The organism is Paenilisteria rustica (assembly GCF_013820765.1).
Taxonomy (GTDB): Bacteria; Bacillota; Bacilli; order Lactobacillales; family Listeriaceae; genus Listeria_A; species Listeria_A rustica.
Genome location: NZ_JABJVM010000031.1, coordinates 1 through 20,747 on the forward strand (window position 1 = coordinate 1; position 20,747 = coordinate 20,747).

21 protein-coding genes and 2 pseudogenes are annotated in these 20,747 nt (G+C 39.6%); 1 reads left to right on the plus strand and 22 read right to left on the minus strand.

Annotation, left to right across the window (positions count from 1 at the left end; genetic code table 11):
* Window positions 1–181 precede the first annotated feature (181 nt).
* The 22 genes and pseudogenes from HPK16_RS16175 to glyA all read right to left on the minus strand — a co-directional run bounded on the left by HPK16_RS16175 (window position 182) and on the right by glyA (window position 20,318).
* Window positions 182–1,219 (minus strand): glycosyltransferase family 4 protein, encoded by a 1,038-nt coding sequence (locus tag HPK16_RS16175; RefSeq protein ID WP_425487946.1) that lies wholly within the window; start codon window positions 1,217–1,219, stop codon window positions 182–184.
* Window positions 1,220–1,241: 22 nt separating this feature from the next.
* A pseudogene (menC, locus tag HPK16_RS16180) lies at window positions 1,242–2,367 on the minus strand (o-succinylbenzoate synthase).
* 6 nt (window positions 2,368–2,373) lie between these two features.
* Window positions 2,374–3,105, minus strand: a complete 732-nt coding sequence (locus tag HPK16_RS16185) for a WecB/TagA/CpsF family glycosyltransferase (RefSeq protein ID WP_181677939.1) — start codon at window positions 3,103–3,105, stop codon at window positions 2,374–2,376.
* Window positions 3,106–3,270: 165 nt separating this feature from the next.
* Window positions 3,271–4,089, minus strand: a complete 819-nt coding sequence (locus tag HPK16_RS16190) for a LysM peptidoglycan-binding and 3D domain-containing protein (RefSeq protein WP_181677940.1) — start codon at window positions 4,087–4,089, stop codon at window positions 3,271–3,273.
* A gap of 411 nt (window positions 4,090–4,500) precedes the next feature.
* Entirely contained in the window at window positions 4,501–4,869 is a 369-nt protein-coding gene (locus HPK16_RS16195; RefSeq protein WP_181677941.1) for a single-stranded DNA-binding protein, read from the minus strand.
* A gap of 283 nt (window positions 4,870–5,152) precedes the next feature.
* Window positions 5,153–5,584, minus strand: coding sequence for a 3-hydroxyacyl-ACP dehydratase FabZ (gene fabZ, locus HPK16_RS16200; protein WP_181677942.1), 432 nt, complete (start codon window positions 5,582–5,584; stop codon window positions 5,153–5,155).
* A 1-nt stretch (window position 5,585) separates the two neighbouring features.
* Complete coding sequence (locus tag HPK16_RS16205; protein WP_181677943.1) at window positions 5,586–6,032, minus strand: GNAT family N-acetyltransferase; 447 nt, start codon at window positions 6,030–6,032, stop codon at window positions 5,586–5,588.
* Between the two features lie 20 nt (window positions 6,033–6,052).
* Complete coding sequence (gene mreB / locus HPK16_RS16210; RefSeq protein WP_181677944.1) at window positions 6,053–7,048, minus strand: rod shape-determining protein; 996 nt, start codon at window positions 7,046–7,048, stop codon at window positions 6,053–6,055.
* A 167-nt stretch (window positions 7,049–7,215) separates the two neighbouring features.
* Window positions 7,216–8,505, minus strand: a complete 1,290-nt coding sequence (gene murA, locus HPK16_RS16215) for a UDP-N-acetylglucosamine 1-carboxyvinyltransferase (RefSeq protein WP_181677945.1) — start codon at window positions 8,503–8,505, stop codon at window positions 7,216–7,218.
* A gap of 181 nt (window positions 8,506–8,686) precedes the next feature.
* Window positions 8,687–8,926 (minus strand): DUF1146 family protein, encoded by a 240-nt coding sequence (locus HPK16_RS16220; protein WP_181677946.1) that lies wholly within the window; start codon window positions 8,924–8,926, stop codon window positions 8,687–8,689.
* Between the two features lie 157 nt (window positions 8,927–9,083).
* Window positions 9,084–9,488: a F0F1 ATP synthase subunit epsilon gene (locus tag HPK16_RS16225; protein WP_181677947.1), complete on the minus strand. Its 405-nt coding sequence runs from the start codon at window positions 9,486–9,488 to the stop codon at window positions 9,084–9,086.
* Window positions 9,489–9,509: 21 nt separating this feature from the next.
* A complete protein-coding gene (atpD, locus tag HPK16_RS16230) occupies window positions 9,510–10,928 on the minus strand; it encodes a F0F1 ATP synthase subunit beta (RefSeq protein ID WP_181677948.1) in 1,419 nt (472 codons plus the stop codon).
* Between the two features lie 65 nt (window positions 10,929–10,993).
* Window positions 10,994–11,857: a F0F1 ATP synthase subunit gamma gene (locus tag HPK16_RS16235; RefSeq protein WP_036089685.1), complete on the minus strand. Its 864-nt coding sequence runs from the start codon at window positions 11,855–11,857 to the stop codon at window positions 10,994–10,996.
* A 42-nt stretch (window positions 11,858–11,899) separates the two neighbouring features.
* Window positions 11,900–13,411: a F0F1 ATP synthase subunit alpha gene (atpA, locus tag HPK16_RS16240; RefSeq protein ID WP_181677949.1), complete on the minus strand. Its 1,512-nt coding sequence runs from the start codon at window positions 13,409–13,411 to the stop codon at window positions 11,900–11,902.
* Between the two features lie 28 nt (window positions 13,412–13,439).
* Window positions 13,440–13,979 (minus strand): F0F1 ATP synthase subunit delta, encoded by a 540-nt coding sequence (locus tag HPK16_RS16245; protein ID WP_181677950.1) that lies wholly within the window; start codon window positions 13,977–13,979, stop codon window positions 13,440–13,442.
* Window positions 13,976–14,512 carry a F0F1 ATP synthase subunit B gene (gene atpF / locus HPK16_RS16250; protein WP_052164766.1) on the minus strand — a complete coding sequence of 179 codons (537 nt, stop codon included), beginning with the start codon at window positions 14,510–14,512 and terminating at the stop codon, window positions 13,976–13,978. The genes HPK16_RS16245 and atpF overlap by 4 nt, the downstream gene beginning before the upstream one ends.
* A 73-nt stretch (window positions 14,513–14,585) precedes the next feature.
* Window positions 14,586–14,804 carry a F0F1 ATP synthase subunit C gene (gene atpE, locus HPK16_RS16255; protein ID WP_036065649.1) on the minus strand — a complete coding sequence of 73 codons (219 nt, stop codon included), beginning with the start codon at window positions 14,802–14,804 and terminating at the stop codon, window positions 14,586–14,588.
* 104 nt (window positions 14,805–14,908) lie between these two features.
* The gene (atpB, locus tag HPK16_RS16260) at window positions 14,909–15,625 is read right to left on the minus strand and encodes a F0F1 ATP synthase subunit A (protein WP_181677951.1); all 717 of its coding nucleotides are present in this window, start codon (window positions 15,623–15,625) and stop codon (window positions 14,909–14,911) included.
* A 6-nt stretch (window positions 15,626–15,631) separates the two neighbouring features.
* A pseudogene (locus HPK16_RS16265) lies at window positions 15,632–16,031 on the minus strand (ATP synthase subunit I).
* 880 nt (window positions 16,032–16,911) lie between these two features.
* Window positions 16,912–18,054, minus strand: a complete 1,143-nt coding sequence (wecB, locus tag HPK16_RS16270) for a non-hydrolyzing UDP-N-acetylglucosamine 2-epimerase (protein ID WP_181677952.1) — start codon at window positions 18,052–18,054, stop codon at window positions 16,912–16,914.
* A gap of 65 nt (window positions 18,055–18,119) precedes the next feature.
* Window positions 18,120–18,749 (minus strand): uracil phosphoribosyltransferase, encoded by a 630-nt coding sequence (gene upp / locus HPK16_RS16275; RefSeq protein WP_036089667.1) that lies wholly within the window; start codon window positions 18,747–18,749, stop codon window positions 18,120–18,122.
* Window positions 18,750–19,076: 327 nt separating this feature from the next.
* A complete protein-coding gene (gene glyA / locus HPK16_RS16280; protein WP_181677953.1) occupies window positions 19,077–20,318 on the minus strand; it encodes a serine hydroxymethyltransferase in 1,242 nt (413 codons plus the stop codon).
* A gap of 243 nt (window positions 20,319–20,561) precedes the next feature.
* On the opposite strand from glyA, the gene HPK16_RS16725 reads away from it, so the two are divergent.
* Window positions 20,562–20,747 (plus strand): hypothetical protein (locus tag HPK16_RS16725; protein WP_220132377.1); only part of this gene is annotated, 186 nt, incomplete at its 3' end.

Sequence of the window (20,747 nt, forward strand, 5' to 3'; positions counted from 1 at the left end):
AGCCAAAATACTAGCCCAACACTTTATCAAAGATTTTGACATCTCTGTAGGTTAAGAAAAGGCACGAGCTATTGACTCCCTAGCTCGCACCTTGATATTTCACCCCAACAATTGACATAGAGCCTAAATAGTAAAGGCGCTAAGTACCAGAAGGATTTTCCTAGTACTTAGCGCCTTATTATTATGGTCTTTTTCTTCTTACTTTTGATAGTATATTTAAGATTGGACGATAATTTTCTCCAATCAAACCGATAAACTCTACAATTATTTCTATACATAAGGCCAATAATAATAATAAAATAACGGCCCCCCACGTCGTTGAAAAGGAGAATACGAAACCTGTTATTGAAAATAAAATAGCCATGCAATAAATCAGTAATACCGTTTGCCGCTGCGAGAAGCCCAAAGCCATCAGTCTATGGTGGATATGCGATCTATCAGCCATCGAAATTGGAGCCCTTGCTTTTAATCTTCTTATAATGGCAAAAAAAGTATCAGAAAGCGGCACACCTAAAATAATTAAAGGCACCAATATGGAGATAAACGTCACATTTTTAAAGCCCATTAATGATAGTACTGCAATCATATACCCCAAAAATAAGGACCCCGTATCCCCCATGAAGATAGTTGCTGGCGGAAAATTATACACGAGAAAAGCTAGAATACAAGCAATCAACATAAATGCCACTGGCGCTACAAATATGTCTTGGAGCAACAATGCCATGCCCGCAATCGTTAGTAAAGCAATGATTGAGACTCCTCCAGCAAGGCCATCTAATCCATCAATAAGATTTAATGCATTAACAATCGCTACAATCCAAATAAGTGTAATCGGTATTGCCCAAGCGCCAAAGTATAGTGGGCCTATGAATGGGATATTGATAAATTCAATGGTTATCTGCCCCCACAACACAACACAAAGTGCGGCGCTGATTTGACCAACAAGTTTCCATCTAGGTGATAATTCAATAATGTCATCGATAAATCCAGTTGCGACAATAATCACTGCACCTATGTACACTGGTAAAAAACCACTTTTATCAACATTTAGCAGTAGCATGCCTACAGTAAATGCCAAAAATATAGCTAACCCACCTAATGTTGGTGTGATTTTTGTATGAATATGCCGTTCACGAGGCTCATCAACTGCATTGATATAAAAAGCAAATTTGCGAACTAACGGGATAATCAAAATCCCAATTAGAAAACAAATAATCATAATCCATATTTGCAAATTAATTTCAGCTCCATCCTTCAGGTTAAAACGATATATTCTCGTCTTTTGCAGTAGAAATCTAGACTTGTCCTGTCTATTTCCACACCTATTCCCAACCCCACCGGAGTCGTGATTTTTCCATTCTTAATACTAAATTCCTCTGTGATGATATCCCGTGCAAAGTAACGATTAGAAGCCGATATATCTCCTGGAAAAGTAAATTCTGTTCGAGATGCTAACGCAATATTATGTGCACGACCAATACCTGCTTCGAACATGCCGCCACACCAAGCAATCATATCATTTTCATAGCAAAACGCAGCTATTTTAATGGCTTCAGTCAGTCCACCCACACGTGCTATTTTGATATTAATAGCTCTAGCACTATTTAGTTCTGCGGCTTGCTTTGCATCTGCTAAAGATCGGATATTTTCATCTAGACAAATAGGCGTTTTTATTTGTTGTTGCAACCACGCGTGATTCACAAAATCTGTGACCCCAAAAGGTTGTTCTATCATGGCTAAGTTATATTGATCCAACTTTTTCAGTGCGGCAATATCTGATTTTTTATACGCTGAATTAGCATCTACCATCAATGATAACTCTGGGAAACTCCGTCTGACTTGCTCTACTTGTTCCACGTCAAAGCCAGGCTTAATCTTGAGCTTTACTCGTGAATACCCCTCACTAACATAGCCGGATACAACTCGCACTAACTCATCAGGCGTTTCTTTGATACCTATGCTGACACCAACAGAAATATCACTTAGTTTACCACCTAAGTATGTTGTCAACGGTTGCGACGCCATTTTTGAAAAAACATCCCAAACAGCCGTTTCAACAGCAGCTTTTGCCATCTCATTTCCCCGGATAACTTGAAAAACTTCACTAACTTGGTGAGGATTGGTAAGATTTATGTTCTTAAGCATAGGCAGTAAGTGATCTTTAATAATCAAACTTGCTGTATGTGTCGTTTCTTCCGTGTACCAAGGAGCAGAAAATGCGTCAAGCTCACCATATCCCTCTAAGCCCTCGCTTGAGACGATTTTAATGATGCATAGGTGTTTATCCTTCATAACACCATAACTAGTCTTAAAAGGCTCTTTTAGAGGCATTACAAGATGATATAGAGTAGCGTGCTTGATAAACATATAAAATCACCCTTGCCTTCTTTGCTTTTTCATCGCTAACATAAAACGAGGAATCGCCAACGCTCGTTTCCAGCGGCTCGGTTGTGACAAGATACGATACAACCACTCTAGATTAAACTTCACCCAAAAACTAGGCGCACGTTTTGTACATCCAGAAAGAACATCGAAGCTACCACCAACCCCCATAAATACGCCTTTCTCAAACTTCTCTAAGTAGGCTGATATCCATTTTTCTTGTCGAGGAAATCCAAGAGCCAAAAATACAAAATCCGCTTGACTCCTTAAAATATCCTCCGCTATTGCTTCTGATTCAAAAGCAGCAAAATAACCATCACGCGCCCCTACAATTTGAATATTACTGTACTTTACATTAACGTGTTCCACTAACTTTTCTATAACATTTGGTTTAGCGCCAATAAAATATACTCTTAGCTTCATTTCATTTGCTTTTTCAAGAAGTCCTAACATCGTATCATATCCTGTTACTCTTCCCTTAAGCGGCTTCCCAATACTCTTTGCAGCCTTAACCACTCCGATACCATCTGCAACAATATAATCCGCTTGCCGAATCACTTGGTTAAATTCCAAATCTTGTTGTGCATGCATGACTATCTCAGGGTTGGCTGTCACAATAAACTTACGCTTTTTATTCACAGCAGCGTCCATTAATTCATCTACAAAAGCATTCTGAGAAACATTATAAAATGGAATACCTAGAATCTCAACAGTCCTTTTCATATGTTCACTCCTATATTTCTCATATCTCTAAGTTTATCATAAATATCTGATTCTTCCTATGCTAAAATTATATATTCTCTCATCATTTCATTATGTAACTAAGACAACAACATAAAAAAATCCACAATTGATATAATATCAACCGCGGATTTTTTTAACTTCTTATTAGTTTAGGATTTGAACTTTTACAGTCTTAACGCCCCAATTATAACAAGCTTGTACACTATCTAAATGTACATCAATTTTATTACCTTTAATAGCTCCACCAGTATCAGCAGCGATAGCTTCTCCATATCCTTCCACATAGACTCTAGATCCTAGTGGAATAACAGATGGATCAACAGCGATAACTCTTGGATTATCATTCAAATCAATACCAGATGCTGTCACATGTCCCATACCTGGCTCTGCTTTACTGTACGCTGTTGCAGTCACTGTTACTGTTTTAGCTACACTTTTAGATGAGCTTTTATTTGAACTTTGTGTTTGCTTACTTGGCGTACTAGTTTTCGCCTCTTGTTTCTGTGTAGTTTCTTCTTGAACTACTGGTGTTTCTGATTTAGTTTCTTGCTTCGGAGCCTCTGAATCAGAAGCTGTAACCTCTGATTGCGTACTACCGATATTTAAAGTTTCACCTGCAATAATTAAATCAGATGATAGAGAATTCCAAGATTTTAATTGGGCAACGGTAACTTTATAATTCTGAGCAATTTTACTTAGTGTGTCACCTGGTACAATTTTATATGTACCTGCTGGGGCTGTAGATGTTTTGGCAGTTGCAACTTCTAATTTCTGATTTGGGTAAATGACATTTGAACTTAAATTGTTATCTCGTTTCAATTGATCTATGGAGATGTTATTTTCATTTGAAATTTTCCATAGTGAGTCTCCTGATTGCACCTTGTATTCTGCCGCACTAACCTGAGTTGTTCCAATTCCAGCCAGGACTATACCTGCTGCAATAGTAGCTACTGTTTTCTTCATGTAATAATTACCTCCTTGATAACTTCGAGAATAATCGTATCATATGGGGGAATGCATTGGGTTACTAAACCATTAAGGCTACGTAACACAAGTCTTGAAATCGCCCCTTCATGCGTAACATTTGTCAATAAACTATTTTGCCTAAATTTTCTTTTTATTTTTGTTTTTATTTAATAAATGTATTCATCTCAAAAAAACGTTTCCCTCACTGGCTTTTCTGCACATCGTAGCTTGTTTCAAAATAGTTAATCAATAGAACTTCTCTATATCAATATGTTATTTTTGGTTGATTTATACATTTCAAAAATAGTAAAAATACGTTGGAATTCAGTAGAAATAGTATCATTTAGAGACTACTTTTTTTAAATCCGTCTATAAATATAACAGGAGATTACAATTATTATCGGTGCTTTAATTGCTTTCTTCTATTGTCATTTCAATATCGTCTATTTTCTGCTCTTTATTTCTACTCAAAAATCGTATTTTATCTACTAATACTTCGGTGACGTATACCTTCTTTTCTTCTCTATTAACATAATTTCTAGTCTGTAACTCTCCATTTATCCCAACTAATGTCCCTTTCCGACAATACTCCGCTGTATTCTCTGCTTGTTTGCCCCATATTACACAGGGAATAAAATCAGCCTCATTATCTAATCTACTACCTCTACCAAATCGATTTAAAGCTACAGTAACATTCACAACCGCCTTTTCTTCTGATGTAAAACGCATTTCTGGATCCTCAGTCAATCTGCCAACTAGTGTTACTTGATTAATCATATTATCACTCTTTTCTTTTTTAGTCTCACTAGCATACCTCCCAACTTCCTATCTGTAAAATCCATAAAAAAATTTTTTCTATACTTTACACAGCTAAAAATAGGTTTTTCTTTTAGACGAAAAACAGAAACCCTCTCTCCAAACCATACTCAAAAAAAGAAATTCAAAGTTAAGATATATTTTACTGCTCTTTATTTCGTAGCTATAGTCTGCTATTCTATAACTCAGCCTATCGATAACTCCATAGAAAAAACCGCAATGCAATATCGCGGCTTATCTTCTCTTATTTAACTACATCTGTTAAAGCAAACATTATATCTGCCTCACAAACTAGTTCTCCTTCAACTGTTGCTCTCACATGCGCTTTAGCAATAGACCCACGTAAGCGAAGAATCTCAGCTTCTAGACGTAATTGGTCCCCAGGAATAACCTGACGCTTGAATCTACATCCATCAATACCTGCAAATAAACCAATTTTCCCTTCATTACCTGCGACTTGCATCATAGCAATCCCACTTGCCTGAGCCAAAGCCTCTACAATTAGGACTCCTGGCATAACAGGATAGTCCGGGAAATGTCCATTAAAAAATTCTTCATTTGCTGTAACATTTTTGATGGCTACTACTTTCTTGTCTTCTAACTCTATTACTCTATCCACCAATAAAAATGGGTAGCGATGCGGTAATATCTTTTTAATTTCACTAATATCTAACATTTCATACCTCCGAACAATTGTACATGAAAATTAATTCACCCTTTGAATCTACTTCATTTGTATTAAAAAAACCATGTCTTTCATAAAACATTCTAGCATATGTGTTTTCTGGCGTGAAGCTTAATAATATTCTTTTGATTTTAAATTGAGTCTGTAGATATTCCAACAAATAAACTAAAAAACTGTGACCGAATCCTTGCCCTTGATATCTTTTATCTATCATGAAACGATCTAACCAAACAGCATCGTTCTCATAACAACCGTACATTGCAAAGCCAACTAATACTTCCTCTGAGTACAAGCCTAGAGGATACCAGCCATCTGTATAATGCGACTCTACAATGGAGCAGGCATTTGATTCAATAAAGTTTACTTGGCTGGAATCTACGGTCAAATTAATAATCTCTTCCCAATTTGACTGGTCAACAAGCTCTACTCTAAGAGACAAGCTATCACCCCAATTATTTTCTAAAGCAAGTTTTTCTTAGCGCGTGATGTATTTTCTAAGAGTATTCCTGTTCCAATCGCAACCGCATCTAGAGGGTTTTCAGCAAGCAAAACAGGGACCTTTAATTCTTCAGCTAGTAGTTCATCTAAGCCGTGTAGCAAAGCTCCTCCGCCCGTCATGATAATCCCACGATCAATAATGTCTGCTGAAAGTTCTGGTGGCGTTTGTTCTAGTACTTGCTTTGCAGCTTGAACAATAACATGCACAGATTCTCTTAGAGCTAACTCAATTTCCTCACTGGTTACTGTTACAGTTTTAGGTAGACCTGTTACTAAATCTCGTCCTCGGATATCCATTGATTCTTTTCGTGCTCCGATTGACGCAGTTGCAACATTAATTTTTAGTTCTTCAGAAGTTCTCTCGCCTATTAAAAGATTATACTGGCGCTTAATATATTGTAGAATGTCACCATCCAGTTGATTCCCTGCGAGTTTCACTGATTTACTGGTAACAATATCACCCATAGATAGAACCGCAATATCTGTCGTACCGCCACCTATATCAATAACCATATTTCCGCTTGGTTGGAAAATATCCATACCTGCACCGATTGCGGCTACTTTGGGCTCTTCTTCCATAAATACCTGTTTCCCGCCACTTTGCTCAGCTGCTTGCCGTATCGCTTTTTGCTCTACAGAAGTTATATTCGTTGGGCAACAGATTAAAACTCTTGGCTTAGAGAAGAATCCTTTTAAATCTAGCTTTTGTAGGAAAATACGTAACATTTCTTGAACAATATCGAAATCAGCAATCACGCCGTCTTTCATAGGTTTGATTGCCGTTATATTACCTGGAGTTCTCCCAACCATATTACGTGCTTCTGTCCCTACCGCCAATACTTCATTTGTAATATTATTAATTGCTACAACAGATGGTTCATTTAATACAATACCCTTTCCTTTTACATGAATAAGAACATTTGCAGTACCCAAATCTATCCCAACATCTTTTGCCATAATTTACAATGACCCCTTTCTGTGTTGTTTCATATGTATTGCCTCATACTACCTCTTTTGCATTATAGCATATTTCTTTTAACATATATATCTTTTCACTAATTGTAAGTAAGAAAATCTTTTTGACAAATAAAAAAACTAGATCAGTTACGACCTAGTCCGTTTATTTATTTCGTTGTTTCCTTTACATTAACTTTTTCAGAATTCGGTACGCGTTCAATATCCGCGCCTAAGGCTTTCAATTTAATGTGGAAATTATGATAGCCTCGGTCTAAATATTTAAGTTCAGTCACTTGTGTGTATCCATCAGCTACTAAACCAGCGAGAACTAACGCTGCTGCTGCGCGCAAATCCGTTGCAGCTACTTCCGCACCTTGCAGTTTAGCTGGGCCAGAAATGATAACAGAATGGCCTTCAATTTTCATATCTGCGTTCATTCTGCGCATTTCTTCAACATGCATAAATCGGTTTTCAAAAACAGTTTCTGTCATAACGCTTGTACCAGTACTTAACATTTGAATAACCATCATTTGAGATTGCATATCTGTCGGGAAACCTGGATGAGGTAAAGTCTTTACATCAACAGCCTTCAGATTTTTAGGGCCAATAACTCGAACGCCATTATTTTCTTCGACGATTTTAACGCCCATTTCTTCTAGCTTTGCAATAAGCGAACTGATGTGTTCTGGTACCATATCTTCAATAAACACATTTCCTTCAGTAATTGCCGCTGCAATCATGAATGTACCAGCTTCAATTCGATCTGGAATAATAGAATGGTCTGTTGCAGTAAGCTCTTTAACACCCTCAATGCGAATCACTTCTGTGCCCGCACCAATAACTCGAGCACCCATTTGGTTTAAGAAATTAGCTAAATCAACAATTTCAGGCTCTCTTGCTACGTTCTCAATAACCGTTGTACCCTCAGCTAATGTAGCGGCCATCATAATATTTTGAGTTGCTCCTACACTTGGAAAATCCAAATATATTTTAGCTCCTACTAATTTTTCTGCAGTTGCTTCAATATAGCCATTTTCAATTCTTACATTGGCCCCCATTGCCTCGAAACCTTTTAAATGTAAATCAACTGGGCGTGATCCTATAGCACAACCACCTGGTAATGCTACCCGCGCTGAACCTGTACGAGCTAGAAGTGGCCCCATAACAACGATAGAAGCACGCATCTTACGAACATATTCAAACGGCGTATCTGATAAGATATCTCCTGTGGCATTAACAGTAACAACGTCATCTTCAAAAGATACATCTGTTTTTAGATATTTTAGTACTTCGTTAATTGTGTAGACATCAGATAGACGTGGTACATTTCTTAACGTGCTTGTTCCTTTGCTAGCTAGTAAGGTAGCGGCTATAACAGGTAAAACAGCATTTTTGGCGCCTTCTACTTTCACTGTTCCCTCTAATTTATTCCCACCACGGACAATAATTTTTTCCAAAACGAACCCCTCCGCGTATTAATTACTCTATTCATATTTGATATACATCACTTAAAATTAATCCTGAAATGTATTCTTATCTTTACTCATACTCTGAACATTTTACCATTAATGCTTACTACATTTCAACACTAATTTTAAAAGAGTTATATCAATTTCGAACATGTATAAGCTTTTTCAATTAATTTCCGAATAAATTGCCTAGTTGCCTTGCTGAAATAAAGTAATCTAAAAAGAAATTACTAATTGTAACTCCTAAAGCTACTGCAATAATGAGATACAGTACTCTCGCTTGTATCACATGGTCGCGGCGTATTAGCTTTTCAAAGTGAAGTGCTTGAAGTGCCCAAAAAGCAATAACGATGAAAAGTAAGTGTGAAACCATGACGATAATTGCCTGTTGTCCAATAACTGTATACATCTATTACCTCCAAAAATTTTATCAGCCTCTATCATTCTACCAGTATTTTCACTGAATAACAATTTTATATGCTTTGCTTCTTTATTTTTAGAGAATGTAGTAAATGAGCTTGGAGCTGTATCCATTCTAAAATGGGCAACTCCAAACTCATTCTGCCTTACTTTTTGTTGTAGGCGTGAATCCGATTTACTGCTTTTTGAAGAGCTACTTCCGCTTTTAGTTCATCGACTTGTTTGCTCTTCGCCTCTCGTAGTTCATCTTCTGCACGCTGTCTAGCAGCTTCTGCACGAACGATATCGATCTCTTCTTCTCGTTCAGCCGTGTCTGCTAATATATTTACTTCTTCACCATTTACTTCCATAAATCCGCCATTTACTGCAACCCACTCTTCTTTGCCATCATGCTTTAAACGCACCACATCAATTTTTAGAGGGGCTACTAAAGGAACATGGCCAGGTAAAATGCCTAATTCGCCGGCTTTTGTTCTTGCGATAACCATGCTCGCTTCACCGCTGAAAACAGGACCATCTGGAGTAACAATACTTACATTTAAAATGCCCATGTGTATCTCCTCCTGTTTTTATTAAACTTCAACGCCCATGCTTTTGGCTTTTTCGATAACCTCTTCAATGCGTCCCAATGAACGGAACGCATCTTCTGGGAGGTGATCGTATTTACCTGCAAGAATATCTTGGAAACCTTTGACCGTTTCTTTTACTGGTACATAAGAACCTTTTTGGCCAGTAAATTGCTCGGCAACATGGAAGTTTTGACTCAAGAAGAATTGTACGCGACGAGCACGTCCAACGGCTTGTTTATCTTCATCTGACAACTCATCCATACCTAGAATCGCAATGATATCTTGTAGTTCTTTGTAGCGTTGTAATAATTGCTGTACTTGTGTTGCAACTTCATAGTGATCTTCTCCAACGATATCCGGAGCAAGGGCACGTGATGTTGACGCAAGTGGATCTACCGCAGGGTAAATACCTTGTTCTGTTAATTTACGCTCCAAGTTAGTTGTTGCATCTAAATGGGCGAATGTTGTTGCTGGTGCTGGATCGGTATAATCATCGGCCGGAACGTAGATTGCTTGGATAGATGTAACAGATCCAACGTTTGTGGATGTGATACGCTCTTGCAATTGTCCCATTTCAGTTGCCAATGTTGGTTGGTAACCTACGGCAGATGGCATACGACCTAGTAAGGCAGAAACCTCTGAACCAGCTTGTGTGAATCGGAAAATGTTATCGATGAATAGTAGCACATCTTGATGTTCAACATCACGGAAATATTCCGCAATTGTCAAACCAGTCAAAGCAACACGCATACGCGCACCTGGTGGCTCATTCATTTGTCCGAATACCATGGCTGTTTTTTCAATAACGCCTGAGTCTTTCATTTCAAAGTAAAGGTCATTACCTTCACGAGTACGTTCACCTACGCCGGCAAATACCGAAATACCACCATGTTCTTGGGCAATATTATGAATGAGCTCTTGAATAAGTACTGTTTTACCTACACCGGCACCACCGAACAAACCAATTTTACCACCTTTAACGTAAGGGGCTAAAAGATCTACTACTTTAATTCCTGTTTCCAAGATTTCAGTTGTAGTAGAAAGTTCATCAAACGTTGGTGCTAGGCGGTGAATTTTATTGCGTTGAACGTCACTTGCGATCGGCTCATCTAAATCAATTGTTTCTCCAAGTACATTGAACACACGTCCAAGAGTAATATTTCCAACTGGAACTGTGATTGGGCTTTCAGTGTCAATAACTGTCATGCCTCTTTGAACTCCGTCTGTTGAAGCCATCGCAATGGTACGGACGACATTGTCGCCTAAATGGATAGCTACTTCAAGCGTTAGTTCCACACTTTTTTCCTCTTCGGATAGTGCTTTATGTTCAACTTTAAGCGCGCTGTAGATTTCAGGTAAGTGGTTATCGAACTTTACATCTACAACGGGACCCATAACTTGGATTATTCGTCCTTCAGTCATGCGATTTTCCTCCTCACTTGCTTTCCCTAATTGGGAACTTTAAAGGTGCATGGACTCTCAAAATTTTATTCGAGAGCCGCTACGCCACCAATGATTTCTGTTATTTCTTGCGTAATCGCAGCTTGGCGAGCACGGTTATATTGTAATGATAGATCGTCAATAATATCGGTTGCATTATCCGTCGCACTTCTCATTGCTGTCATACGAGCGGCATGTTCTGCAGCTTTAGCATCCAAAATCGCACCGAAAATCAAACTCTCAACATATTGCGGTAACAATACTTCTAAAATCTCACCTTCGGAAGGTTCGAATTCATATGTCGTCAAATCGTGTTCCGTCTCATTTTCATGAAACTCTGTAAGTGGCAGCAATTTTTCATTTCGTATAGATTGAGAAATTGAGTTCACATGGTGGTTGTAGACGATGAATACTTCATCGAAAACACCATCTTCGAACATTTGAACGGTATTGCGCGCAACATCTTTAATCTCAGCAAAGATTGGATGATCCGAAATACTTGGTACCTCCAAAACAACATTCATACTGCGGGCTTTAAAAAAGTCTGCACCAGCTCTTCCTAATGCGATAATTGCATATTCATCGCTTGAAGTATGCTTTTCTTGAATTTGTTTGTACACTTCTTTGATAGCATTACTGTTATAAGCGCCTGCCAGACCTTTATGCGAAGTGACGACGATATAGCCCGTTCTGTGGACTGCTCGTGTTACTAGCATCGGATGGTCTGCACTGTTACCAGAAGCAACATGGGTTACAACATCTCGAATTTTTTCTACGTACGGAGCGTAGGCTCTTGCTTTTTCTTCTGCACGACCTAGTTTGGATGCAGAAACCATTTGCATAGCCTTTGTAATTTGACTGGTTTTCTTTGTAGAAGTGATTCGCTGCTTAATATCTATTAAAGATGCCAAAGATTTTCACCACCTTTGTTTCGTTTGTTAATCAAAAACGGTTTAGGCTTCTGAGGGAACAAATGTATTTTTAAATTCTTTAATCGCACTATCTAACTCTGCTTCGTCTGGTAATGATTTCGTTGTACGAATCGTTTCCAATAGTTCTGGACGGTTATGATCGAACCACGTATTCATTTCGCTTTCGAAACGCAACACATCTGTTACAGGAATATCATCCAAGAAGGAGTGAACCAATGTGTATAGAATCAGGATTTGTTTTTCAACTTTTAGTGGTTTGTGTAAATCTTGTTTCAGAACTTCTACTGTACGTTTACCGCGTTCTAGTTTAGCACGTGTTGCTGCGTCAAGATCAGAACCGAATTGCGAGAAAGATTCTAACTCACGATAGGATGCTAAATCTAGGCGAAGCGTTCCGGCAACTTTTTTCATGGCTTTGATTTGTGCTGATCCACCAACACGGGATACGGATAACCCGGCATTGATTGCGGGACGAACACCAGAGAAGAATAGATCGGATTGCAAGAAAATTTGACCATCTGTTATCGAGATAACGTTTGTAGGGATGTAAGCGGAGATATCTCCGGCTTGCGTTTCTACGAACGGTAGGGCTGTGATTGAACCCCCACCTAATGCGTCATTTAATTTTGCAGCACGTTCTAGTAAGCGAGAATGCAAGTAGAATACATCCCCTGGATAGGCTTCACGACCTGGAGGACGACGAAGTAGCAAGGAAAGTTCACGATAAGCAGCAGCTTGTTTTGATAAATCATCATAGATAATCAAAACGTGTTTGCCGTTATACATGAATTCTTCACCCATCGCAACACCAGCGTATGGAGCTAAGTATAGTAATGGAGCTGGTTGAGATGCGGATGCTGTTACAACGATTGTGTAATCAAGCGCTCCGTGTTTACGCAATGTTTCAACTGCCGTACGAACTGTTGATTCTTTTTGACCAATGGCAACGTAGATACAAATCATATCTTGGTCTGCTTGGTTTAGGATTGTATCGATAGCAACGGTTGTTTTACCAGTTTGGCGGTCACCGATGATTAACTCACGTTGACCACGACCGATTGGCACTAGGGCATCGATAGCTTTAATTCCTGTTTGAAGTGGTTCGTTAACGGATTGACGCTGCATAACGCCTGGCGCAATTGCTTCGATTGGGCGTGTGCCGCTTGATTCAATTGGGCCTAAACCGTCGACAGGTTGACCAAGTGCGTTGACAACACGACCGATAAGGCCTTCGCCAACTGGCACTTCCATGATTTTTCCTGTACGACGAACTTCATCGCCTTCACGGATTTCAGTATAAGGTCCCAAAATAATGATACCAACATCATTGGTCTCTAAGTTTTGAGCCATACCCATAACGCCGTTTGAGAACTCGAGAAGCTCTCCAGCCATTGCGTTATCTAATCCGTGAGCACGCGCGATACCATCACCGATATAGGTAACTGTTCCAACATCGCTAACTTTTAGCTCCGATTGATAATTTTCAATTTGTTGCTTTATGAGAGAACTAATCTCTTCAGCTTTTATGCTCATCAAATTCACCCCTTGTTACACTGAAAGCCTACAATTTAATTTGTCGCTCCAGGTCTCTTAGTTTAGATTTTAGACTGCCGTCATAGATACGGTTTCCAATAACTACCCGCACGCCTCCAAGAAGGGACGGATCGATATGATTATGAATATTTAACTCGTTTTTAGCCATTTTTGCAGCGAACGCTTTGGATAACTCTGCTTCTTCTGCCTCTGAAAGCGGAATAACGGAATATACATCTGCGTCGGCAATGCCACGAGCGTCTTTTACTTTTTGTAGATAGCGATCAATGATAGTTACTAGATAATCCTCGCGTCCACGGTCGATTAGCAGAAAAATGAAATCTTTTAATACTGGCGTTAAACCACTAAAGACAGTTGCGATCATATTTTTCTTAGCATCATCTGTGAGCGTTGGATTTTCGATTAGTGTAGCGAAATCAGAATTTTGTTCTATTGATTCCTTCACAACCGCGAGCTCCGTATCGAACTGGTCGATCAATTGCTCATCTTTCGCAACTTCAAAAAGTGCTACGGCGTAACGATTCGCAACTTCGAAATCTTTGCTCATTTGTCATCGCCTAACTTTCCGATATACTCTTGTACAAGTGCGGTTTGTGCTTCTTCGTCCAAGTTCTTTTCAATAACTTTGGATGCGATTAAGACAGACAAGGAGCCGACTTGTTCACGAAGGGCTTTGATAGCATCTTCTTTTTCGCGAGTAATATCGCTTTTGGCTTCTTCTTTAATGCGTTCACTTTCAGCGCGCGCAACTTTGATGATTTCTTCGCGTTCTTTTTCACCAAGTTGTTTAGCGTTCTCAATCATTGTTTGAGATTCCAAACGAGCTTGTTGAAGAACTTCTTTTTGTTCGGCTAACAGGGCTTCTGCTTGTACACGACTTTCTTCTGCAGAGTCGATTTCCGATGCGATATGCTCTTCACGGGCCTTCATGATATTCATCAAAGGTTTCCATGCATAAATTCGGATTAAGACTAACAAAATACAGAATGCTACGACGGTAAAAATAGAATCACCAGCTGTAAAAACGGCTGAACCTAGTGCAATATTAAATCCTAGCACGTTCGATTCACTCCTTTCCATACATTCGCTTTTTATCGTTTCATGTTTTTTGACACATAAAGGAATGGCGAGTGGATCCCGCCACGTTTTCTAATTACTTATTCATTACCATGAACGCGATAACAACAGCGATGATTGGAAGGGCCTCAACTAAACCTACACCAATGAACATGATTGTTTGTAGCATAGAACGTGCTTCTGGTTGACGAGCAACACCTTCAACTGTTTTTGATACGATAAGACCGTTACCAATACCTGCTCCTAGAGCTCCTAAACCTACGGCGATAGCCGCTGCAATTGCACCTAATGACATAATAAATATCCTCCTCGAATTATCTTCTAATTTATTTTTGTTTATAAAAAGATTATGAGTTTTGCCTCATAGCTCTGACTTGACTTAGATGTGGCGAGTGTTGCTTAGTGTTCGTCACTTACTTTGTGCGACATGTAAACCATTGTCAACACGGTGAATAGGTAGGCTTGAATAGCACCGATAAATACGGAGAATCCTTGCCAAACCACTGCTGGAATAATGGCAAATACGCCAACTACTGGGTTAATATGTGCTAATTGTAAAGCGATAATGCTTAGCAATACTTCCCCTGCAAAAATGTTACCGTATAGACGCAAACCGAGTGTCAATGTGTTGGCGAACTCTTCTACCAGCTTCAATGGGAATAAAAATTTCATTGGGCTGAAGTAAGTTCCGACAACATAATGCTTAACTCCTCTAAGTTTGATTCCATAATAATGAGTCAACCCGATAATGAGCACGGCCAAGGTTAGTGTTACAATCGGATCAGCAGTAGGTGAACGCCACCATACTTCGCCGCCGACAGCTATTTGCATTGGCAATCCTAACATATTGGCTACGAAGATAAAGAATATCAACGTAATTCCTAATACGTGGAATCTCCCACCAGTTTTCCAGTCCATATTACTGTTGATAATGCCTTTAACAAAGTCCATTACCCATTCAATAAAGTTCTGTTTTCCTGTGGGACGCATTTGTAGCTTTCTCGTACAAAAGATTGCAATAAAAAGTACGATAACACATGTGACTGTGATCATCAGGACATTAGACAAGTTAAATGCTAATTTCCCTAAGTACCATATTGGAAATTCCTCTTCCAATTTGGTTCACCCCTCTCTCTTTTTAAGCGTTTTTCTTCCGGTAGATGGAATAGATAACAAAATCCAAGAAAACCACGGAATAAACAATGCCCAAACCAATCACCATACTATAAACGTGAAAGAAATCCGGTACTTGTGTCGCAATGATTGTTGCAAGTAGAACGCTTCCCATTCTTGCTGTTGTGCCCATGCCATAAAAGGTTCGCTTCTCGGCAATCGCTTTCGTCATGGCTTGTGTACGTCTCATCAACAGCCAGTAGTTAAACCAACCTACAATAATCCCCAGTTTTAGCCCCAAAAAAATATGTACATGTGGGGTTAGTAACCATCCAGCTACACATATACCAACAAAAGCAATGATGTATTTCTGATGACGATGATACATTCCTATTAGTGATTCTAACATTCCGGCAGATGTCCTTTCTTAATGTTATTGGTATTTCTTGCTTCCCGTCTGTAAAATGTGACTCGGATTTTAAGACAGAAGTAAGCTTGGAGTTTGTGATTTTTTACACATTACCCATTTGCTAACAAAAAATTAAACACAGCTGTAAGCCTTATCAGTGCGTTAGTTTTTAGCATACAATAGGCAAAAGTAAAAAGTCAATATCTTTTCACAAATTCCGTACCTACTTGGTAACAATTCTACCACAATAACACTGCTTCAAGGAAATAATGCGAATTGATTTTTAACATTTTTTTGAAAAATCATTCATATTATCCAGATTTCACCATAGTCTGTAGTGTTTGGATTTTTTTCAGAGTAGTTTATCTTTCGCTACACCTCCATGTTCCTTAGAAAGCTCACAATTTTGTTTATACTTTCACAATTAATTATACAAAAAAAGCTCTCACCTGATTTGGTAAAAGACTTTCGGCAAGGTACGTGGTTGCGAAAGCTTCCTTCCAGTGAAAAATAGCTAGACACGTATGACTTGAATATGAAGTTATAATTACCCAGCACACTTGGGTCAATTCTGTCCACGTCCTGATATGTAGGACGTCGGCGGGATTGAGACAGTGCTGACTTGCAGCAATTATCCCTTACGCATTTCATGAACAGCTAAATCTTAGGCTCTTTTGTAATAACATTGTTCATCTTAACACAATCTCCTGTAAAGCTCTAGCAAAAACTTGTCTCGTAATATATCTGTAATACTGATACGCTTCCATTGGGATTTCTTGTTTTTTCATAGGTTTTTAGGCGTAATAAAACGAACTATTCACAGAAAATAAAAGACCATCTCTCGCACAAATTTTTGAAACGAGAGATGATCTGATTATTTTTATACAGTATAGTCTGATGGACGTTCTGTTGTTTTTTGGAAATGGAACTTGATGGCTTCTAAAATTCGTGCAGATGCTTCGCCGTCTCCATAAGGATTGCTTGCATTTGCCATTTTTAGATAGGCATCTTTATTATCCAGTAAATCGAAAGCTTCTTTTTTCAAATCTTCTTTAGCGGTGCCGATAAGTTTCAAGGTACCAGCTTCCACACCTTCTGGGCGCTCGGTTGTATCGCGTAGCACTAAAACTGGAACTCCCATTCCAGGTGCTTCTTCCTGTACACCGCCGGAATCCGTGAACACAAGATAAGATTTTTTCAAGAAATTATGGAAATCGATTGCGTCCAGCGGCTCAATAAGATGGATGCGTGGATGTCCGCCAAGAATTGCGGTTGCTTTTTCACGAACAGCTGGGTTCATGTGCATTGGGTACACTATTTCAACATCTTCACGTGACTCTGCAATTTCACGAACAGCTTCAAAAATTCCTTGCATTGGTGCACCAAGATTTTCGCGACGATGCGCGGTCATTAGGATTAATCGATTATCGCCTAGACCATCTAAAATTGGATGATGATAGTCTTCTTGAACTGTTGTTTTCAGCGCATCGATCGCGGTATTACCTGTGACAAAAATAGTATCTGGGTTCTTGCCTTCGTCTAGCAGATTTTGCTTCGATTGTGAAGTTGGTGAGAAATGCAAATCAGCCATGACACCCGTCAGTTGGCGGTTCATCTCTTCTGGGAATGGCGAATATTTATTCCATGTCCGCAAGCCCGCCTCTACATGCCCGATAGCCGTTTGGTTGTAGAAAGCAGCTAGCGCCGCCGCAAAACTTGTCGTCGTATCACCGTGAACAAGAACGATATCTGGTTTTTCCTCGGCAATCACTTCATTCAAGCCTTGCATCGCACGTGTTGTGATGTCCGTTAGCGTTTGCTTTTTTTGCATAATATTTAAATCTACATCTGGCTGCACGTTGAAAATATCCAATACTTGGTCTAGCATTTCACGATGTTGCGCTGTGATTACTACGCGAGACTCGAAAAACTCTTTTTGCTTCTCAAATTCTAAAACTAGTGGAGCCATTTTTATCGCTTCTGGTCGTGTTCCGAAAACACTCATTACTTTAATTTTACTCATAGTTTCCAACCCTTTCTGAAAAAACGAGGAAACCTGTGCTTCCTCGTTCTTGTGTCTCTATTGTTTTATTTTGTACCGAACAAGCGGTCGCCGGCATCACCTAAACCTGGAATAATGTAACCATGTTCGTCTAGTTTTTCATCCAAGCCGGCGACGAAAATATCCACATCTGGATGTGCCTCTTGTAGTGCTTTAATTCCCTCTGGAGCCGCAACTAAACACATGAATTTCATATTTTTAGCACCGCGTTTTTTCAGGCAGTCAATAGCCATGATTGCAGAACCACCTGTGGCAAGCATTGGATCAACCACGATGAATAGGCGTTCTTCCACGTCAGATGGTAATTTCACAAAATACTCGACTGGTTCTAATGTGTCGTGATCGCGGTAAAGCCCCACGTGCCCTACTTTTGCAGCGGGAATAAGTGTTAGAATTCCGTCCGCCATGCCTAGGCCTGCGCGCAAAATTGGAACCACGCCTAATTTTTTACCTGCGATTGTTTTTGCGGGTGTTCTTTGTAGCGGTGTTTCAACAAATGTGTCTTCTAGCTCGACATCGCGTGTAATTTCATACGCCATTAATGTTGCGACTTCGTTGACTAATTCACGAAATGCTTTCGTTCCTGTATCTTTGTCGCGGATAATTGTTAATTTATGTTGAACTAATGGGTGATCTATTACGTGTACTTTTGCCATTATATTCGCTCCTTTAAGGTAAATTTCCTTCTCTTATTGTATCAGAGAATCACGCTTGTGCAAGTATTAAATCGTTTCGTAAAAAATACTACAAAAAAGAGGCTAAGACAAAACTCAAGACAAAGCAAAAGCGCCCTCCCATTTCTTCGGGTAGGACGAAAAATTCTGCTTTATACAAATCGAGCGAAAGCGTTTGTATTCAGGGGATTTGGTGGAAGCCGGAAGCGGAGCATACTGGTGTATGTGAGAACCGGAAGTCCGCCTAATCCCCTGAATGCGAACGCTTGTCGCCGATTTATCTGGGTTATGTCCAGACTCCTCTTCCGTTTATAGTGATGGATATAATGGATATTCAGCTGTGATTTCGGCTACTTCTTGTTTCACTTCTGCAAGGACAGCCTCATCTTCTAAGTTATGCAATACTTTAGCAATAAGTTTTCCAACTCTAGCAATCGCTTCTTCGTCAAAGCCGCGTGTCGTTACTGCTGCAACACCTACACGAATACCGCTCGTTACAAAAGGACTTTCTGTTTCAAATGGAATTGTATTTTTGTTTACAGTCAAACCGACATCGTCAAGCACTGCTTCTGCTGCTTTTCCAGTTAGACCCAGTGGTTTTAAATCGATTAGAAGCAGGTGATTATCAGAACCGCCTGTTAGGACCGCTACATCATTTTCTTGTAGTGTTTTCGCCAATTGTTTCGAATTTTTTAAGATATTTTCGCTGTATGTTGTGAATTCAGGCTGTAACGCTTCGCCAAATGCGACTGCTTTCGCCGCAATAACGTGCATTAATGGACCACCTTGAATTCCTGGGAAAATGGCTTTATTTAGTTTCGCTTCCCATTCTGCCTTCGCTAAAATCATACCTCCACGTGGGCCGCGCAGTGTTTTATGCGTTGTCGTTGTTACGAAGTCTGCATACGGAACTGGGTTTTGGTGATGACCTGTCGCAACAAGGCCAGCGATATGAGCCATGTCGACCATTAAGTAGGCGCCAACTTCATCCGCGATTTCACGGAATTTAGCAAAATCAATCGCACGTGGATAAGCGCTTGCTCCCGCGACGATCATTTTCGGTTTGTGTTCTAGAGCAATTTCACGAACTTTGTCATAATCAATTTGTTTCGTTTCTTCATCCACACCATAAGCCACAAATTTATACAACTCACCGCTAAAATTAGCTGGGCTACCGTGTGTTAAATGGCCACCATGAGATAAATTCATTCCAAGAACAACGTCTCCCGGCTTCAGCGTAGCGTGATAAACCGCCATGTTTGCTTGTGCTCCAGAGTGAGGTTGAACGTTAGCGTACTCGGCGCCAAATAATTGTTTCGCGCGATCACGAGCTAAGTTTTCTACAATATCAACATATTCACAACCGCCATAATAGCGTTTGCCAGGGTAACCTTCTGCGTATTTGTTTGTTAAAACAGATCCCATCGCTTCCATAACCTGTTCCGTTACGAAATTCTCCGATGCGATTAACTCGATATTACTGCGTTGTCTGCCTAACTCTAACTCAATTGCATCAAAAACTGCCTTGTCGTGCTTTTGTAGATAAACCATGTGTGGATCCCCATCCTTTTCTCAAATGATTAGTAAAGCTTCGTACATGCTTTAATAATCCCCCATTTCCGCTTAAATTGCAAGTATTTTCGCGCAAGATTATCTAATTCTAAATAGTGAGGTAATTCACAAGTCTAAAAAGCTGAAAGAGCCCGTTTAGCCTCGACAGAAATTGTTAGAGGCCGCAGTAAAAACCATCTTTTGGTTTTTGCGGAGGCCACGAAATTTCCGAGAGGCTGGCTCTTGAAGCTAGATCTAACGAAAAGCAGAATCAGCCCGTTTAACTCCGAAAAAAACTGGAACGGCCGCAGTAAAAATCCGCTCTTGATTTTTATGAAGGGCGTGAAGTTTTCGAGGAGTTGGCTGATGGAGCTAGATCTAACGAAAAGCAGAATCAGCCCGTTTAACTCCGAAAAAAACTGGAGCGGC

Excerpts from the sequence above, each read along its gene's own strand:
- HPK16_RS16175 (WP_425487946.1), bottom strand. The coding sequence starts at position 1,219 with ATGATTATTTGTTTTCTAATTGGGATTTTGATTATCCCGTTAGTTCGC.
- atpA (WP_181677949.1), bottom strand. The coding sequence starts at position 13,411 with ATGAGCATAAAAGCTGAAGAGATTAGTTCTCTCATAAAGCAACAAATT.
- HPK16_RS16185 (WP_181677939.1), bottom strand. The coding sequence starts at position 3,105 with ATGAAAAGGACTGTTGAGATTCTAGGTATTCCATTTTATAATGTTTCT.
- fabZ (WP_181677942.1), bottom strand. The coding sequence starts at position 5,584 with ATGTTAGATATTAGTGAAATTAAAAAGATATTACCGCATCGCTACCCA.
- mreB (WP_181677944.1), bottom strand. The coding sequence starts at position 7,048 with ATGGCAAAAGATGTTGGGATAGATTTGGGTACTGCAAATGTTCTTATT.
- atpF (WP_052164766.1), bottom strand. The coding sequence starts at position 14,512 with ATGGAAAGGAGTGAATCGAACGTGCTAGGATTTAATATTGCACTAGGT.
- glyA (WP_181677953.1), bottom strand. The coding sequence starts at position 20,318 with ATGGTTTATCTACAAAAGCACGACAAGGCAGTTTTTGATGCAATTGAG.
- HPK16_RS16225 (WP_181677947.1), bottom strand. The coding sequence starts at position 9,488 with ATGGGCATTTTAAATGTAAGTATTGTTACTCCAGATGGTCCTGTTTTC.
- upp (WP_036089667.1), bottom strand. The coding sequence starts at position 18,749 with ATGGCAAAAGTACACGTAATAGATCACCCATTAGTTCAACATAAATTA.
- HPK16_RS16195 (WP_181677941.1), bottom strand. The coding sequence starts at position 4,869 with ATGATTAATCAAGTAACACTAGTTGGCAGATTGACTGAGGATCCAGAA.
- HPK16_RS16220 (WP_181677946.1), bottom strand. The coding sequence starts at position 8,926 with ATGTATACAGTTATTGGACAACAGGCAATTATCGTCATGGTTTCACAC.
- HPK16_RS16245 (WP_181677950.1), bottom strand. The coding sequence starts at position 13,979 with ATGAGCAAAGATTTCGAAGTTGCGAATCGTTACGCCGTAGCACTTTTT.
- atpE (WP_036065649.1), bottom strand. The coding sequence starts at position 14,804 with ATGTCATTAGGTGCAATTGCAGCGGCTATCGCCGTAGGTTTAGGAGCT.
- wecB (WP_181677952.1), bottom strand. The coding sequence starts at position 18,054 with ATGAGTAAAATTAAAGTAATGAGTGTTTTCGGAACACGACCAGAAGCG.
- atpD (WP_181677948.1), bottom strand. The coding sequence starts at position 10,928 with ATGACTGAAGGACGAATAATCCAAGTTATGGGTCCCGTTGTAGATGTA.
- HPK16_RS16190 (WP_181677940.1), bottom strand. The coding sequence starts at position 4,089 with ATGAAGAAAACAGTAGCTACTATTGCAGCAGGTATAGTCCTGGCTGGA.